The sequence below is a fragment of the Rahnella sp. AA genome (genome assembly GCF_002834385.1).
In the GTDB taxonomy this organism is placed as follows: domain Bacteria; phylum Pseudomonadota; class Gammaproteobacteria; order Enterobacterales; family Enterobacteriaceae; genus Rahnella.
The window spans coordinates 320,682-337,121 of the sequence record NZ_PITQ01000001.1 but is presented as its reverse complement, the minus strand read 5'-3'; the positions used below and the strand labels follow the sequence as shown (position 1 = coordinate 337,121).

13 protein-coding genes and 1 other annotated feature are annotated in these 16,440 nt (G+C 51.9%); of the genes, 6 read left to right on the top strand and 7 right to left on the bottom strand.

Annotated features, from left to right (window positions below; all coding sequences use genetic code 11):
• The 3 genes from thrA to CWS43_RS01515 all read right to left on the bottom strand — a co-directional run bounded on the left by thrA (position 1) and on the right by CWS43_RS01515 (position 3,521).
• On the bottom strand, positions 1-2,460 hold the full coding sequence (gene thrA / locus CWS43_RS01525; protein ID WP_101075103.1) for a bifunctional aspartate kinase/homoserine dehydrogenase I: 2,460 nt from the start codon (positions 2,458-2,460) through the stop codon (positions 1-3).
• 34 nt (positions 2,461-2,494) lie between these two features.
• Positions 2,495-2,611: a sequence feature (Thr leader region), on the bottom strand.
• Positions 2,550-2,618, bottom strand: a complete 69-nt coding sequence (thrL, locus tag CWS43_RS01520; RefSeq protein ID WP_071823645.1) for a thr operon leader peptide — start codon at positions 2,616-2,618, stop codon at positions 2,550-2,552. It overlaps the preceding feature by 62 nt.
• Positions 2,619-2,834: 216 nt before the next feature.
• Positions 2,835-3,521, bottom strand: a complete 687-nt coding sequence (locus CWS43_RS01515; protein ID WP_101075102.1) for a tRNA/rRNA methyltransferase — start codon at positions 3,519-3,521, stop codon at positions 2,835-2,837.
• Positions 3,522-4,186: 665 nt separating this feature from the next.
• Between CWS43_RS01515 and arcA the strand changes: the two genes are divergently transcribed.
• A complete protein-coding gene (arcA, locus tag CWS43_RS01510; RefSeq protein WP_101075101.1) occupies positions 4,187-4,903 on the top strand; it encodes a two-component system response regulator ArcA in 717 nt (238 codons plus the stop codon).
• 91 nt (positions 4,904-4,994) lie between these two features.
• Here the strand turns inward: arcA and creA are convergent, their stop codons facing one another.
• The gene (gene creA / locus CWS43_RS01505; protein ID WP_101075100.1) at positions 4,995-5,477 is read right to left on the bottom strand and encodes a protein CreA; all 483 of its coding nucleotides are present in this window, start codon (positions 5,475-5,477) and stop codon (positions 4,995-4,997) included.
• A gap of 208 nt (positions 5,478-5,685) precedes the next feature.
• Between creA and robA the strand changes: the two genes are divergently transcribed.
• Positions 5,686-6,549, top strand: a complete 864-nt coding sequence (gene robA / locus CWS43_RS01500; RefSeq protein WP_101075099.1) for an MDR efflux pump AcrAB transcriptional activator RobA — start codon at positions 5,686-5,688, stop codon at positions 6,547-6,549.
• Positions 6,550-6,559: 10 nt separating this feature from the next.
• Here the strand turns inward: robA and gpmB are convergent, their stop codons facing one another.
• Entirely contained in the window at positions 6,560-7,207 is a 648-nt protein-coding gene (gene gpmB, locus CWS43_RS01495; protein ID WP_101075098.1) for a 2,3-diphosphoglycerate-dependent phosphoglycerate mutase GpmB, read from the bottom strand.
• A gap of 51 nt (positions 7,208-7,258) precedes the next feature.
• Between gpmB and yjjX the strand changes: the two genes are divergently transcribed.
• Complete coding sequence (gene yjjX / locus CWS43_RS01490; RefSeq protein WP_101075097.1) at positions 7,259-7,792, top strand: inosine/xanthosine triphosphatase; 534 nt, start codon at positions 7,259-7,261, stop codon at positions 7,790-7,792.
• A gap of 22 nt (positions 7,793-7,814) precedes the next feature.
• On the opposite strand, the gene trpR is transcribed toward yjjX, so the two are convergent.
• Entirely contained in the window at positions 7,815-8,150 is a 336-nt protein-coding gene (gene trpR / locus CWS43_RS01485; RefSeq protein ID WP_101075096.1) for a trp operon repressor, read from the bottom strand.
• Between the two features lie 56 nt (positions 8,151-8,206).
• Positions 8,207-10,126, bottom strand: a complete 1,920-nt coding sequence (sltY, locus tag CWS43_RS01480) for a murein transglycosylase (RefSeq protein WP_198555770.1) — start codon at positions 10,124-10,126, stop codon at positions 8,207-8,209.
• 645 nt (positions 10,127-10,771) lie between these two features.
• Between sltY and CWS43_RS01475 the strand changes: the two genes are divergently transcribed.
• The 3 genes from CWS43_RS01475 (at position 10,772) to ettA (ending at position 16,416) form a co-directional block, all read left to right on the top strand.
• Entirely contained in the window at positions 10,772-13,510 is a 2,739-nt protein-coding gene (locus CWS43_RS01475; RefSeq protein ID WP_101075094.1) for a cation-transporting P-type ATPase, read from the top strand.
• 338 nt (positions 13,511-13,848) lie between these two features.
• Positions 13,849-14,529, top strand: a complete 681-nt coding sequence (gene rcsA, locus CWS43_RS01470; RefSeq protein ID WP_101075093.1) for a transcriptional regulator RcsA — start codon at positions 13,849-13,851, stop codon at positions 14,527-14,529.
• Between the two features lie 219 nt (positions 14,530-14,748).
• A complete protein-coding gene (gene ettA, locus CWS43_RS01465) occupies positions 14,749-16,416 on the top strand; it encodes an energy-dependent translational throttle protein EttA (RefSeq protein ID WP_101075767.1) in 1,668 nt (555 codons plus the stop codon).
• Positions 16,417-16,440: the final 24 nt, after the last annotated feature.

Sequence of the window (16,440 nt, the reverse complement as noted above, 5' to 3'; positions counted from 1 at the left end):
TTAAACTCCTAACTTCCATGACAGCGTTCTCAAAAGATCGGCAAACACGCCTGCCGCCGTCACATCATTCCCGGCGCCGTAACCACGTAAAACTAACGGCAACGGCTGATAATAGCGGCTGTAAAACGCCAACGCATTCTCACCATTTTTTACTTTATAAAGCGGGTCATTACCATCGACGGCGTCGATTTTTACCTTGCAACGCCCTTCTTCGATAGCGCCGACGTAGCGCAATACTTTACCCGCTGCTGTCGCATCTGCCACGCGCTGAGCAAATTCGGCGTCCAGTTCCGGCAGGCGGGCCACAAACTCATTTACGCTACCTGAGGAATCAAACGATGCAGGCAAAACAGATTCCACGTCAATATCCGACAGCTCCAGCTTATAGCCTGCTTCACGCGCCAGGATCAGCAATTTACGGGCGACGTCCATACCCGACAAATCGTCACGCGGATCCGGCTCGGTGTAGCCCATATCGCGCGCCTGCAAGGTGGCGGCAGACAGTGACATACCTTCGTCCAGCTTACCGAAAATGAAGGACAGCGAGCCGGAGAGGATCCCCGAGAAACGCAGCAGTTCATCGCCCGCATTCAAAAGGTTTTGCAGGTTCTCAATAACCGGCAAACCAGCGCCGACGTTGGTGTCGTACAGGAATTTGCGACGCGAACCATCTGCCGCTTTACGCAGCTGATGGTAATAATTCATCGATGAGGTATTGGCTTTTTTATTCGGCGTGACGACGTGGAAGCCATCCGCCAGGAAATCGGCATATTGGTCCGCCACTTCCTGACTGGACGTACAGTCAACAATCACCGGGTTCAGCAGATGGTATTCCTTCACCAGGCGGATCAGACGGCCCAGGTTCAGCGGCTCTTTCGCCGCACCGAGTTCATCCTGCCAGGTATCAAGCGCAATACCGTGCACATTGGTCAGCAACGCGCGGGAGTTGGCGATGCCGCAAACGCGCAGATCGATATGCTTAGTTTTCAGCCATGCCTGCTGGCGGCGGATTTGTTCGATCAACGCCCCGCCAACACCGCCTACGCCAATCAGAAAGACTTCGATGACCTGATCGGTATTGAACAACATCTGGTGGCTGACGCGCACACCGGTCGTGGCATCATCGTTATTTACCACCACGGAAATGGAACGCTCAGAAGACCCCTGCGCAATCGCCACGATATTGATATTGGCACGTGCCAGCGCGGAGAAGAATTTCGCCGAAATACCGCGAAGAGTACGCATTCCGTCGCCAACGACAGAGATAACTGCCAACTTCTCCATCACGTCAAGCGGCTCAAGCAGGCCATCTTTCAATTCAAGATAGAATTCATCTTCCAGCGCCTTACGGGCGCGGACAAGCTCACTTTGCGGCACGCAGAAGCTGATGCTGTATTCAGACGAAGACTGGGTGATCAGCACAACGGAAATCCCGGAACGCGACATCACTGCAAAAACGCGCGCCGCCATGCCGATCATCCCTTTCATCCCCGGACCGGAGACGTTGATCATCGCCATATTATTCAGGTTAGTGATGCCTTTCACCGGCGTATTGTCACCGAGGCTTTCGCTGCCAATCAGAGTGCCAGGCGCCTGCGGGTTGGTGGTGTTTTTAATCAGGCAAGGGATCTGGAACTGGGCAATCGGCAGGATGGTACGCGGGTGAAGCACCTTCGCACCAAAGTACGACAGCTCCATCGCTTCCTGATACGACATGGATTTCAGCAAACGGGCATCAGGCACAGTGCGTGGGTCACAGGTATAGACGCCGTCGACGTCAGTCCAGATCTCGCAGCAATCAGCGCGTAAGCACGCCGCCAGCACGGCCGCAGAATAGTCGGAGCCGTTACGCCCCAGCACAACCAGTTCCCCCTTTTCGTTGCCCGCGGTGAAACCGGCCATCAGCACAATGTGATCGGCAGGAATGGCGCTGGCGGCAATACGGCGGGTGGATTCGTTGATATCGACAGTGGATTCGAGATAGTGGCCCTGAGCCAGCAGCTTTTCGACCGGGTTGATGACGGTGACGCCAAACCCTTTCGCAAGGAAAACGGCTTCCATAATGGCGATAGAGAGCTTTTCGCCACGACAGATGATTGAAGCGTTCACGCTGTCCGGGCATTGCCCCAGCAGCGCGATGCCGTGCAGTAACTGTTTAAGCTGAGCGAATTCCTGATCAACAAACGCTTTCACTTTCGGCAAATCAAAGCCCGGCTGCTGTGCCGCCAGACCGGTAATCAGCTGACCAAAAATGTTTTCTGCGTCGCTCATGATGGTCTTGATGTCCTGCCCGGCGACAGTCCGTTCAATCATGGCAACCAGATAGTTGGTAATTTTGGCAGGCGCGGATAATACCGTCGCGACCTGTCCCTGACGCGCATTGCTTTCCATAATGTCCGCAACCCGCAAGAAGCGTTCTGCGTTTGCTACCGAGGTCCCGCCAAATTTCAACACTCGCATTTCTGGTTCTCTCCTGAAGCTCTCGTTTAAATGTAAAAAAAAAGCCCGCACTGTTTAGGTGCGGGCTTTTTTCTTTTTTCCTGTACGCGTCAGCCCGCCCCGTTACCTGTGGTATCGGTGGTGGTAATAATTGTTGTGTTCAGGCTGATGATTCGCATTTTTATTTTCTGTCTGTCTTTAGGTTTGTACTCTGTCTGCCTCTATTAGCTAAAGCATAAGGCACAATAAGTCAATTTTTTTCTGTTTTTGTCCGGTTAATCACGGGCTTTACTAAATGAATAATGAACTGCATTTAAAAGCAGCTCCAGTATTATCCGCAGGTCCGTGTCCTTCATACCGAAGATCACACCATTAAAGCAGGCATTCACATCAGATCATTGGGTCAGCTTTTTTTCGATGTCATGCAGTAGGGTATGCAGCATGGCAGCATCGCGTTGCTGCAAAAGACCCAGCCGCTGGTGCAGCCAGTCAGACAGTTTCTGGTCGTCTCCGGCACCGACGTTTTCCAGCAAACGATCCACTCTGCCACGCAGCGCAGACAACTGCCCTTCCTGCGCATTTTCCGCTTTAGCCGACGTCACCTGATTGAGCGCAGACAGCTGATAACAAAAAACCATCACCGCCTGACCCAGATTCAGCGACGGATAATCCGCCACCATCGGAACACCGGTGAGAACATCGGCAAGTTCCAGCTCTTCATTGGTCAGGCCGGAATCTTCGCGCCCAAACACCAGTGCAGCGTGATTGATCCAGTCGCTTTTCTCTTCAAGCTGCACCTGTAGTTCCTGGGGTGTGCAGTAATAGTGGAAGCGTGCCCGGCTGCGTGCGGTCGTGGCAACGGTAAAATCGATGTCAGCCAGCGCTTCAGCCAGCGTATTGAAATGCAACGCATTTTGCAGGATCTCTTGCGAACCGTGCGCAACCCAGCCGGCTTCTGGCTTGCGGTGCGCCTCGCTGTCAACGATGCGTAATGATGCGAAGCCCATCGTTTTCATTGCACGGGCTGCCGCCCCGACATTTTCCGGGCGGGCCGGAGAGACTAAAATAATATGAAGTTGCATGTCGCGCCTCGGCAAAGAGTAAATGGAATTACCGCCTGTTTTTCAGCGATGAAATTTTATCCGATTTCAAAACTATTCATCGCGTATATTCTTCACAAGAACTTAACAGTCGGCTCAATATATTCTCTCATTTTATCGGAAAAGCTTACCCGATAGTTAAAAAAGCTGCTGGCACACTTAAGCCAACTTAAAATAAAAATTTATCCATATTTTTCATATGTATAAATAATAACAATGCATGCGGATTTTGCATTTATCTTTCATTGCTTAATGAATTGCTGAATCGTGTACAATAAAGGCCGAAATGTGACTTAAGCGTGCATTCTTGTAAGTGTTTTTCACTGTTCTGTTACCGTGCTACAATTGAACTTGATATATGTCAACAAACCGTAATTTTGTTGAGTGGTAATTTCGGCACTCGCTGTTATATTGCTGTTAATAGGGTTAGGATATGCGCCGCTTTAGGACCCCGTGGAACTGCAGAAAGTGGAATCCCTGACCGAGCTTGCGATGTTGTTGCCGTTGATGGAAATTGCATCGAGAACGCGTTTACGTACTTTAGTCATGTAACGAGTGAGATGGCCAATAAGGCATCAAAATTCATTGGGATAACAAGGACTTCTGTACTCCTATTTTCTATTTGTTGGCAATCTTAGGTAGCAATCATGCAGACCCCTCACATTCTGATCGTCGAAGACGAGTTAGTGACACGTAATACGTTAAAGAGCATTTTTGAAGCAGAAGGCTACATGGTACATGAAGCCAATGATGGCGCTGAAATGCACCATATTCTGTCCGAAAATGACATCAATCTGGTTATCATGGATATCAACCTGCCAGGCAAAAACGGCCTGCTGCTGGCACGCGAATTACGCGAACAAGCCAGCGTTGCTCTGATGTTCCTGACCGGCCGCGACAACGAAGTTGATAAAATTTTGGGTCTGGAAATCGGCGCTGATGATTACATCACGAAGCCTTTCAATCCACGCGAGCTGACTATCCGCGCACGCAATCTGTTGTCCCGTACGATGAATCTGGGCACAACGGGTGAAGAACGTCGTCTGGTTGAAAGTTACAAATTCAATGGTTGGGAACTGGATATCAACAGCCGTTCACTGATCAGCCCGCAGGGTGAGCAGTACAAATTGCCGCGCAGTGAATTTCGCGCCATGCTGCACTTCTGCGAGAATCCGGGCAAAATCCAAACCCGTGGCGACCTGCTGAAGAAAATGACTGGCCGCGAACTGAAACCCCATGACCGCACTGTCGACGTCACTATCCGTCGCATTCGTAAACACTTCGAAGCAACAGCGGATACTCCGGAAATCATTGCCACAATTCACGGCGAAGGTTACCGCTTCTGTGGTGACCTGGAAGACTAATACAGAAGGTTGCCAACCGCTCTGTAGTCGATGTGATAACACGTCAAAGGCCAGCGAAAGCTGGCCTTTTGTTTTGCACGAATTTCAAGGTTCAAGGCGCTGTATGTGCCCACGGGATAATGGGCACAGCGCTCAGCGCATTTTTCGGTGAGCCATCGACGACTTTGTCGGAATAACTCAGATAGATAAGTGCGTTACGGTTCGCGTCATAAAAACGAACGACCTGGAGCTTTTTAAACACCAGCGATGTACGTTTCTGGAAAACCACCGTCCCTTTGTCCTTCCCCTGCTTGATCTTGTCGCTCAAATCAATCGGACCCACCTGCTGGCAGGAAATTGCGGCATCAGAAGTATCTTCCGCCAGACCCAAACCGCCCTTAATGCCCCCGGTTTTTGCACGGCTGATATAACACGTTACATTTTTAATATCAGGATCATCAAAAGCCTCAACCACAATTTTATGGTCCGGGCCCAACAACTTAAAGACGGTATCCACTGATCCAACCTGCTCGGCAAATGCCGTCGAGGAACAAAAGGCAAACATCCCAAAAACAAAAATCCAACATTTATTCATTAAGTTACTCCACGTCATAAGCATGACGTTGTTTTCTAAAGAAACCCTATCAGGAAGGTGTGTATTCACACTTTCGGAATGAAATACTCTGTAACACCTGTAAATAGCACAGATAGCCAAAAAATTCTTAGGAAGTCTTATCGGGAAAAAGTTGCTATTATGCCGCCCATCATTCTGTGCATCTATCTTAGTTCAACGAGGACGATCTATGGATCAAGCAGGAATCATTCGTGACCTTCTTAGCTGGTTAGAAACCCATTTAGACCAGCCCTTGTCACTCGACAATGTCGCGGCCAAGGCTGGCTATTCCAAGTGGCACCTGCAGCGCATGTTTAAAGATGTCACTAATAACGCTATTGGTGCCTATATTCGCGCCCGCCGCCTTTCTAAAGCAGCTGTCGCTTTGCGCCTCACCAGTCGCCCCATTTTAGATATCGCCCTTCAGTATCGTTTTGACTCTCAGCAGACGTTTACCCGGGCTTTCAAAAAACAGTTCGCACAAACCCCCGCACTGTATCGTCGTGCTGAAGACTGGCACTCTTTCGGTATTTGCCCGCCAATCCGCCTGGGTGCCTTTATTCTGCCGCAGCCGGAGTATATCTCCCTGCCGGAACAACATCTGGTCGGAATGACGCAAAGCTATGCCTGCACGCTGGAACAAATCACCACGTACCGTAATGAAATGCGGCGCCATTTCTGGCGTCAGTACATTGGCGAAGCGAAAACGCTGCCACCGATTCTTTATGGCCTGCACCATTCGCGTCCAAGCCAGGAAAAAGATGACGAACAGGAAGTATTGTACACCACGGCGCTTGAAGCCCAGCATTTGCCAGAAAACGTTGAGGGGCAACCCATTGTTTTGCAACACGGCGAATACGCCATGTTCCACTACAACGGCACACCTGAGCACTTGCAGGAGTTCATTCTGACGTTGTACAGCACCTGCCTGCCGACGTTGAAACTGACCCGCAGAAAGGGACAGGACATCGAACGCTTTTATACTAATGGCCGTGCACCCGGCACTACGCCATCAGAAATACAGTGTGATTACCTGATCCCAATCCGCCGCTAAGCTCCCAGGCTTAGCGCTGCAACTCGTCTAACGCGGGCAGATCCAGATGTGATACATCGCCCGCGGTTTCAACAATCCAGCCATTCGCCAGCCAGGCGCTTTGCTGATGATCGACACGCGACAGCGAACAGTTACGCAAACGAAGGCGACGTTCTGCATAGGCCGGTAATCCCAGGATCGTGCTGATAAGACAGCCCAGTGCAATGCCGTGGCTGACCAGCAGAGGTCTGCTGCCCGCAGGCAAATTCAGGCAACTGTCGAGCGCGGCACGCATACGCGCAGCCAGTTCCGTCATGGTTTCACCTTCGGGGATACGCCCTTGTGGTGAACCATCCACCATCTGCTTACGCCAGATTTCTTCCTGCTCCGTCAGGCCATCAAGAATACGTTCTTCCAGTACGCCCATATGCAATTCGCGCAGGCGAGGCTCATTGATCACTTCACACCCGCAGGCATCAGCGATAATCTGCGCCGTATGGCGGGTACGTCCTAAATCGCTGGTGATAACGTGAGTGATCCCTTCATTACGCACGCGCTCAGCAACCTGCCGGGCCTGATAAAGCCCTTTGCTCGTCAGCGGGCTGTCTGACTGCCCCTGAATACGGCGTGCGGCGTTCCATTCTGTTTCGCCATGACGGACGAGATATACCTGTAACATGAGTGTTTTCCGTTATACTGCGTGAAATTTGCTAAAGGATGCTAAAACTCTATGTACCATGTTGTCGCTGCAACCACTAACCCGGCAAAGATCAAAGCTATCGCCATGGCTTTTGAAGATATTTTTGGCGCTGAGGCATTCCGCATCGAAGGCGTTGATGTCGACAGTGGTGTTCCCAATCAACCCATCGGCAGTAATGAGACCCGGACCGGCGCACGTCATCGTGTTATCGGTGCGCGGCAGGTTCGCCCCGAAGCCGACTTCTGGGTCGGCGTGGAGGCGGGTATCGAAGATAATATGACCTTCGCCTGGATGGTGATTGAGAACATGCACCAGCGTGGTGAATCCCGTTCAGCAAGCCTGATGTTACCTGAAATTATTTTACAGGGAATTAACCAGGGCAGCGAACTGGGAGATGAGATGGAAAAACTGACCGGCATCACGGAAGTGAAGCGCAAAGGGGGAGCCATCGGGGTCTTTACAGCAGGGAAACTGACCCGTACCAGTGTTTATCATCAGGCACTGATCCTGGCTTTAGCCCCTTTTCATAATTCGGTGTATCAAACCCGCGCGCAGACGCACTAATTTACCAGATTAAACGGGCGCGCTAGCCGTCCGTTTTATTCGTCAACAGCTGCTCACCCAGCCACTCTTTCAGTTCTGCCGGCGCCGTTTTCAGGCCGTTAGAACCCCGGGTAATCGTCGCGATACCGGCTCCCAACTGGCTCTTCAGCTCACGCTGGCTCATCTCTCCGCGCATCAGTTCCTGAATTATGCGCACCCGCGTTCCCAGCGCCGCACGTTCGTCGGGCGTAAGAAGCAGTTGCAGCAAATCCTGATGCAGATTTTCAGCAAAAGATTGCTGTAGCAGTGCCAGAAAGCACTGCCAGTCCTCATTGCCTTGTTGGGAAAGAGCAGGGTCACTGAGTGTTCGTTGGGTCATGAGAAGGCTGCCATACTATTGAACTAGTACAGCAGCTTAACATAAACGCCCGAAAATCAGTAACGCCTCTGCCATTCGGCATCCGTCAAAACTTTGGCGGGTTGATGTAAAAAATAGCGATAAAATGCATCATATGCCAACACATTTTTAACATATCGACGTGTTTCAGAGAAAGGGATACTCTCGATGAACGCCACGGAATCCACCCTGCCCGCGCTGGTCCCCAGCCAGGTATTCACCCGCGACGGACCGGCGTTATAGGCGGCGCTGGATAAAATACGGTTGCGGCCAAACATCTGGTAGACATATTCCAGATAACTGGTGCCGATGGTGATGTTCATTTGCGGATCCAGCAGTTGTGCCGGATTGCTGTAGCCCTGTAAACCGAACATATCTACCGTATGCTGCGCCGTCGCAGGCATGACCTGCATCAGGCCAGCCGCCCCCACCGGAGAACGGGCTTTCGGGTTCCAGGCGCTTTCCTGACGGGCAATCGCCATTGCATAGCTTTGGGTGATGCCCTTGTCATTGGTCGCGCGGCGGAATTCATCCGGCCACGCCAGCGGGAAACGTTCTTCGAGGTAATCCCAAAGCTTACCGGTGATGGTCGCCTGTACGCTGAGATCCGGCCATTTCTGCTCGAAGGCATAACGCGCCAGCGCGGATTGTTGCGCCGTGCTGCGGCTGCTCACCAGATAACTCCACTCGGTACGCGCCAGATTATCCATCTGCCAGTACATCAGTTCCCGAACGCGCGCCACTTCCGGCAATGACGCAATGCTGGCGTCCGGTTTAGTCGCGACAGAAATCTGCATCGGATACACGACATTCAGCTTTTGCGCTGCCGCCATCGGGTAGAAACCGCGGCCCTGCATTAATGTGCGCAGCATCGCTTCGCCCTGCGAGCGCTGCCCTTTATCGATCATCACTGACGCACGCCAGTATTGCCATTCGTCCTGCTGTAAGGCATCCGGTGGCAAGCGCTCCAGCCACTGGCTCAGCCCCTGACGGTCACCGGCTGCCAGCGCCATACGAACCCGGCGCTCAATCAGCGTGGTGGAATGGCTGCGCAGAATCACATTATCGCGCCATGCGGCCTGTTCCGGTGTGGCATCACTGCCCATATAACGCCAGGCAACGGCTTCTTCCAGTTCCAGACGATCGCTGTCACTCATCTTCTGCAAACGCGCCAGAACCGGGATCATCGAACGCGCGTTTTCCGAGTCATCGCGGGCAATGCGGGCGAATGTAATGCTGGTAGCGTTACGGGTGAAATCGGTCGGCCCGACGTTGCGCGCAAAGCTTTCAATCGTATTCGGGTTGTTTTGCAGATCGACCAGTGCGTCACGCATCGTCTGATAATCCGGCGGCAACTGCTTCGCCAGATAACTCACCAGGCTGGTGTTCCCGGCTTTCATCGCCAGGCCAATGCGCTGCAGCGTCGTCAGTGCAGTCGGATTGTCCGCGCCCTGCCAGACGGTGAATAATTTATCGCAGGTGTTCGGCAGCGACGTGCCGGTTAACCAGATATCTTTCGCGCCATCAAACGCGGTTTTCTGGTCGCCTGTGGCCCATTTGGCATAGTAATAGTTACAGCGGGCAGCCACCGGTTTTGGAGGCTGCGGGCTGAAAGACAGCAAACTGTTCCAGTCCTGGCGACGTGCCAGTTCATTCACAAAACGTGCAGGCAGGGAACGCGCAGGCGGCAACGTCGGATTCGCTTTCACAAAGGCATTTACCTGAGCTGGCGTCGCCTCGCCCAGATCCTGCGTCAACTGGCGGTATTCGAGATAAGGATAAAGAGGATAGTCTTCGAGCGTCGGCATCAGCTGGCCAACGACATCCATCTGATTGTTATCCCACGCCTGTTTAATCTGCATATAGTGCTGACGTTGCGAATCAAGCGAATCCGCTTTCGCCACGCCCGATGCTGTCACCAGCAATACGCTCATTGCCAGAGCATGCCATTTGTCCACCTTGACCATACTTGCCTTTATCCTCACGGGTTGTCTTTCCTGCTGTGCCAGCAGCACAGATATTGCCCTACAGACGTGCTGTTTTTAATGTAAGAACTGTTCTTCGTTCTGTAGACAGCCACTACGCTAATCGATTCATTTTTAAAATTGAAGTCATGCAGGAACAGCATCACAAATTTTACACAGTGTGAGGCATGCACAAAGCCGTTACCAGAGAACCGCGCGCTTATTTTACGTAACACAACGTAGCAGAAGAATAAGCGAAAATGGTTATATTGTTACCGCGATACAAATCGGATATTTCAGACAAAAAATAGATAGCGCCCTTACAATGACAACCTGAATAAATGCACTGACAAAACTTATCTTTATTTACGCTAATTTACCCTGATATTTAAACCTAAACAAAACCTAAATGAAGCACGAATAATACCTATATTCCTAATTCAATTAACATAATGTTTTAATTGATTAATTTTATTACCAATAACGTTATGAAAGCCTTTATTGGTTCAGATCAATTTTATTTTTGCGTAATTAATTATTATCACGTCATATTCTCAAACCGATTTGAATACCCGTAGTAATTACACGATTAATTTAATCACGTGCAAACATTCTTATTCATCGCTTATGGAAAAGTATATGACTCACTCCTCATCATCTGTCAAAACCAATGCCAGCCCCTCTTCTTCAGCGGCGGCAGAAAACAAAAACTGGTATCAGATTAGTAGTAACGACGCCATGTCACGCCTGGAAACCAGCGAAGCCGGCCTGAGCCAGCAGGTTGCTGCTGAGCGCCTGAAAGAATTTGGCCCGAATGCCTTACCGGAAAAACAAACCAAAAGCGCCCTGATGCGCTTCCTCGCGCATTTCAATGACGTCCTGATTTACATCCTGCTGGCGGCAGCGGTCGTCACCGGCGCGATGGGGCATTGGGTAGACACGCTGGTGATCCTCGGCGTTGCCGTCATTAACGCCATGATCGGTTTTCTGCAAGAAAACAGCGCCGAGAAATCGCTGAAAAGCATTCAGAATATGCTTTCCAGCCAGGCGGTTGTGATCCGCGACGGGCAGATTCAGACCATCAATGCCGACCAGCTGGTGCCCGGCGATATCGTTCAGCTGCGTCCGGGCGATAAAATCCCGGCAGATCTGCGTATCGTCAGCGCACACAATCTGCAGGTTGAAGAAGCCATTCTGACCGGCGAGTCTACCGTCGTCACCAAAACCGCCCGCACTATCGACGATGAAGTCATGATAGGCGACCGTCACAACCTGCTGTTCTCGGGCACCATGATCAGCGGCGGCACGGCCACTGGCGTAGTATATGCCACCGGTAAAGACACCGAACTGGGCCATATCAACCAGATGATGTCGTCGATTGAACCGCAGCGCACCCCGCTGTTGCAGCAAATCGACAAGCTGGGTAAAGGCATTTTTGCCCTGATTTTGCTGATGATGGCGTTCCTGTTTGTCTTCGCCTTTATCCTGCGCGACATGCCGCTCGGCGAGCTGTTGCTGTCGCTGATAAGCCTCGCCGTGGCCTCCGTACCGGAAGGCTTACCGGCCATCATCTCGATTATTCTGTCCCTTGGCGTTCAGTCGATGGCGCGTAATCACGCGATTATTCGTAAGCTGCCGACCGTCGAAACGCTGGGCTCAATGACCGTCATCTGCTCGGATAAAACCGGCACGCTGACCATGAATGAAATGACCGTTAAGGCGGTGATTCTGGCAGACCGCGCTTATAACGTGGAAGGTGAAAGCTACCAGCCGAAAGGCCGGATTGTGGACGCCACGACGCAGCAACAAATTGATGTCATCAATACGCCGGTGCTGAACACCTTCATCACAGCGGTCGATTTGTGTAACGACAGCCAGCTGATTCAGGACGACAAAGGCCATTGGGGCATTACCGGCGGGCCGACCTCCGGCGCGCTGAAAGTGCTGGCGGCGAAATGCACGCGCAACACCGGTAAAGTCGAATCTCTGGATAAAATCCCGTTCGATTCCAAACACAAATACATGTCTACGTTGCAACGCATTAACGGCAAAACGCAGCTCTTTGTGACCGGCGCGCCAGACGTCCTGTTCTCCCTGGCTGCATCTGAGCTGACAGAAAACGGTGTGCAACCTTTCCGCCGTGAATACTGGGAAGAAGAGATGGCACGCTATGCCCGCCAGGGCCTGCGTATGGTTGCCGCCGCGTTTAAGGATGAGCCGGAAATCGACGGCGACCTGAGCCATGACGATTTGCAGCAAGGTCTGGTCTTTGCCGGTATCGCCGGCATGATGGATCCGCCGCGTCCGGAAGCCATTGATGCTATCGCGCAATGCCAGCAGGCGGGGATCCGCGTAAAAATGATCACCGGTGACCATCAGGAAACCGCGATGGCCATCGGTAAAATGCTCGGCATTGGTAACAGCGGGGATTCCATCACCGGCAACGAGCTTGAGCATATGGACGACGCCGAACTGGCGGTCGCTGCCAGCCAGTACGATATTTTCGCCCGTACCAGCCCGGAGCATAAACTGCGCCTGGTAAAAGCGTTGCAGGAAAACGGCGAAGTGGTCGGCATGACCGGCGACGGCGTGAACGATGCGCCTGCGCTGAAACAGGCTGACGTCGGCATCGCGATGGGCATCAAAGGTACCGAAGTCACCAAAGAAGCGGCGGATATGGTCCTGACGGACGATAACTTCGCGACCATCGCCAGCGCGGTGAAAGAAGGTCGTCGTGTTTACGACAACCTGAAGAAAACCATTCTGTTTATTCTGCCGACGAACCTCGCACAGGGGCTGTTGATTATCCTGGCGATTCTGGCCGGTGCGGTGATCCCGCTGACGCCGGTTCAAATTTTGTGGATGAATATGGCAACGTCAACCACGCTGTCATTCGGTCTGGCCTTCGAGCCTGCTGAAAAAGGCATGATGCGCCGCCGTCCGCGCGCGCCGGGTCAGCACGTTCTCGACCTGCACGCCGTCTGGCGTATCGCGTTCGTCGGTATTCTGATTGCCTGTAGCGCTTTCATTCTTGAAGCCTGGATGCAACCCCGCGGCTACAGCAGTGATTTGATTCGTACCGTCTTGCTGCAAACGCTGGTCACCGCGCAGTGGGTTTACATGTTTAACTGCCGTGTGATGGACCGTTTCCCGCTGAGCCGCGAAGTCTTCGTCAACAAAGGCCTTTGGATTGTTTCCGGCGTCCTGTTGCTGCTACAGCTGGCGCTGATTTATCTGCCTGTCATGAATCATCTGTTTGGCACCGTCCCGATGCCACTGGAGTTCTGGGGCATCACCCTGCTGGTTGGTGCGATGATCTTTGTGATTGTTGAAATCGAAAAATGGCTGGTTAACCGCTTCATTCGCAAGAAAATCTGACCATAATTCTCTCAGCCGGGTGACTTTCTGTAGCCCGGTTTTTTATATTAAAAACTTCACATTTTTGAAACTTTAGTGCTGACCGCCCTCATTTTGTCTCAAAGATCTCACAAAACGTCCCAAAGCGGGTTCTGCTGATTTACATCAATCCCTCTGCGCCTTATTACTCTGCGTAAGGGGTTTCCCGTCACACAGCAAAGTCATATTTGCCGCCCGCTGGCATTTCCCAGGGATACGCCCCATCGCAATACGGCTGAGTTGAAAAACCGGTCGCCTTTATAAAAACGAGCTCTCTGCACCTGCAGAAAAACATAGAGCCAAAAAATAGGTAACTTACGATGTCATCGCTCATTGTAGATAAGTGCTTTTACACACAGCTGGCATTGCATTCACTCTTGCAACTTAACGGACAACAACAGAAAGATATTCTTTCACTCAAGGACATCAACGAACTGCAAGCTGCATGCAATTCCCTGACACCTGAAATCATCTTTGTGAATGAAGACTGCTTTGCGTCTGATGCACAATCGGGTCACGCCCTGCGGGATGTGATCGATGCGCATCCGGGTACACTTTTCTTTGTGTTTATCTCCAAAGAAAATCTTAATTATCAAAACTATGTGCCCATTCGCAAAAACATCATTATTTTGTCTAAATCCATCCGGACAACCACGATTTACCAGTTAATCGCTCATAACCTGCAACTGTCGCGTTCAGGAGAAGCAGAACAGCCGCTGGATCTCACACCGGTCAGCCTGAGCCGGACGGAATCCAGCATCCTGAAAATGTGGATGTCGGGGCTGAATACACAAAATATTTCTCAGCATCTGAATATCAAACAGAAAACCGTGGCTTCTCACAAAGGTAATATCAAACGCAAAGTTAAGACTCAAAATAAACAGGCGATTTATCATGTTGTTAAACTTACCGATATCCTGACATCCGGTATGTTTGTAGGCCGGACTCAGCCTATGCGCCCGACCAGCGAACCGGACGAATTCGCCGTTCCTTTCAGCTGATCATTGCCCCCTTCGCCTCCTGGCCAGCAACATTCTTACCTTACTGTGAACCTGATGGTTGGGAACACGACTGAAACACGCTAAACTTCGCAGTCGGAACCCTTATCAGTCATGCCGCAGTCAGGCGGGGCTGGCTTTAATTCGCCACAGCGCCCGCCGGATCAGTCACACTGGTTCGGCCCACGCGTGTGGCCCGCAGAGAAAGAGGCTCAAAACAACGTGGCTCAATACGTATATTCCATGCACCGCCTCGGCAAAGTTGTTCCGCCGAAGCGTCACATTCTTAAGAACATCTCCCTGAGTTTCTTCCCCGGTGCCAAAATCGGCGTTCTGGGTCTGAACGGTTCAGGTAAATCCACCCTTCTGCGCATCATGGCCGGTATCGACACCGATATCGAAGGCGAAGCACGCCCGCAGCCTGATCTGAAAATTGGTTATCTGCCGCAGGAACCGCAACTGAACATGGAACACACCGTGCGTGAGTCCGTGGAAGAAGCCGTTTCTGAAGTGGTTGGCGCGTTAAAACGTCTCGATGAAGTTTATGCGCTGTATGCCGAGCCGGAAGCGGATTTCGACAAACTGGCCGCTGAACAGGGCAAGCTGGAAGAAATCATTCAGGCACACGACGGTCATAACCTGAACAGCCAGCTGGAACGTGCCGCCGATGCGCTGCGCCTGCCAGACTGGGATGCAAAAGTCGCGAACCTGTCCGGGGGTGAACGTCGCCGCGTGGCGCTGTGCCGTCTGCTGCTCGAAAAACCAGACATGCTGCTGCTCGACGAACCGACCAACCACCTGGATGCTGAATCCGTGGCCTGGCTGGAACGCTTCCTGCACGATTTCGAAGGAACCGTTGTGGCGATTACCCACGACCGTTACTTCCTCGATAACGTGGCTGGCTGGATCCTTGAGCTTGACCGCGGCGAAGGTATTCCGTGGGAAGGTAACTATTCCACCTGGCTGGAACAAAAAGATGAACGTCTGGCGCAGGAAGCTTCCTCCGAAGCGGCCCGTCGTAAATCTATTGAGAAAGAGCTGGAATGGGTTCGTCAGGGCGCGAAAGGCCGTCAGTCTAAAGGCAAGGCCCGTCTGGCTCGCTTCGAAGAGCTGAACAACACCGAGTACCAGAAACGTAACGAAACCAACGAACTGTTCATTCCACCGGGTCCACGCCTGGGCGACAAAGTCGTCGAAGTGAAGAACCTGAGCAAGTCTTACGGTGATCGCGTTCTGATTGACGACTTGTCCTTCTCTGTACCGAAAGGCGCCATCGTCGGCATCATCGGCCCGAACGGTGCCGGTAAATCCACGTTGTTCCGCATGATGTCCGGTCAGGAAGAAGCAAACAGCGGTACGATTGAGCTGGGCGACACTGTGAAACTGGCGTCCGTTGATCAGTTCCGTGACTCAATGGATAACAGTAAAACCGTGTGGGAAGAAGTGTCCGGTGGTCAGGACATCATGCGTATCGGCACCACCGAAATGCCGAGCCGCGCGTACGTAGGCCGTTTCAACTTCAAAGGGGTTGATCAGGGCAAGCGCGTTGGTGAGCTGTCTGGTGGTGAGCGCGGTCGTCTGCATCTGGCAAAACTGCTGCAGGTTGGCGGTAACATGCTGCTGCTCGATGAACCGACCAACGATCTCGACATCGAAACCCTGCGCGCACTGGAAAACGCCTTGCTGGAATTCCCGGGCTGCGCCATGGTCATTTCCCATGACCGCTGGTTCCTCGACCGTATCGCGACCCACATCCTCGATTATCAGGATGAAGGTAAAGTTGAATTCTTCGAAGGTAACTTCACCGAATACGAAGAATACAAAAAACGTACTTTAGGTGCCGAAGCGTTAGAGCCGAAACGCATCAAGTACAAAAAGATGATCAAATAATCGTCTTTTGAAAAATATCTGAGG

What these genes read in the sequence shown, in the direction of transcription:
- thrA (WP_101075103.1), bottom strand. Translation starts at nt 2,460, where the DNA reads ATGCGAGTGTTGAAATTTGGCGGGACCTCGGTAGCAAACGCAGAACGC.
- CWS43_RS01515 (WP_101075102.1), bottom strand. Translation starts at nt 3,521, where the DNA reads ATGCAACTTCATATTATTTTAGTCTCTCCGGCCCGCCCGGAAAATGTC.
- arcA (WP_101075101.1), top strand. Translation starts at nt 4,187, where the DNA reads ATGCAGACCCCTCACATTCTGATCGTCGAAGACGAGTTAGTGACACGT.
- creA (WP_101075100.1), bottom strand. Translation starts at nt 5,477, where the DNA reads ATGAATAAATGTTGGATTTTTGTTTTTGGGATGTTTGCCTTTTGTTCC.
- robA (WP_101075099.1), top strand. Translation starts at nt 5,686, where the DNA reads ATGGATCAAGCAGGAATCATTCGTGACCTTCTTAGCTGGTTAGAAACC.
- gpmB (WP_101075098.1), bottom strand. Translation starts at nt 7,207, where the DNA reads ATGTTACAGGTATATCTCGTCCGTCATGGCGAAACAGAATGGAACGCC.
- yjjX (WP_101075097.1), top strand. Translation starts at nt 7,259, where the DNA reads ATGTACCATGTTGTCGCTGCAACCACTAACCCGGCAAAGATCAAAGCT.
- trpR (WP_101075096.1), bottom strand. Translation starts at nt 8,150, where the DNA reads ATGACCCAACGAACACTCAGTGACCCTGCTCTTTCCCAACAAGGCAAT.
- CWS43_RS01475 (WP_101075094.1), top strand. Translation starts at nt 10,772, where the DNA reads ATGACTCACTCCTCATCATCTGTCAAAACCAATGCCAGCCCCTCTTCT.
- rcsA (WP_101075093.1), top strand. Translation starts at nt 13,849, where the DNA reads ATGTCATCGCTCATTGTAGATAAGTGCTTTTACACACAGCTGGCATTG.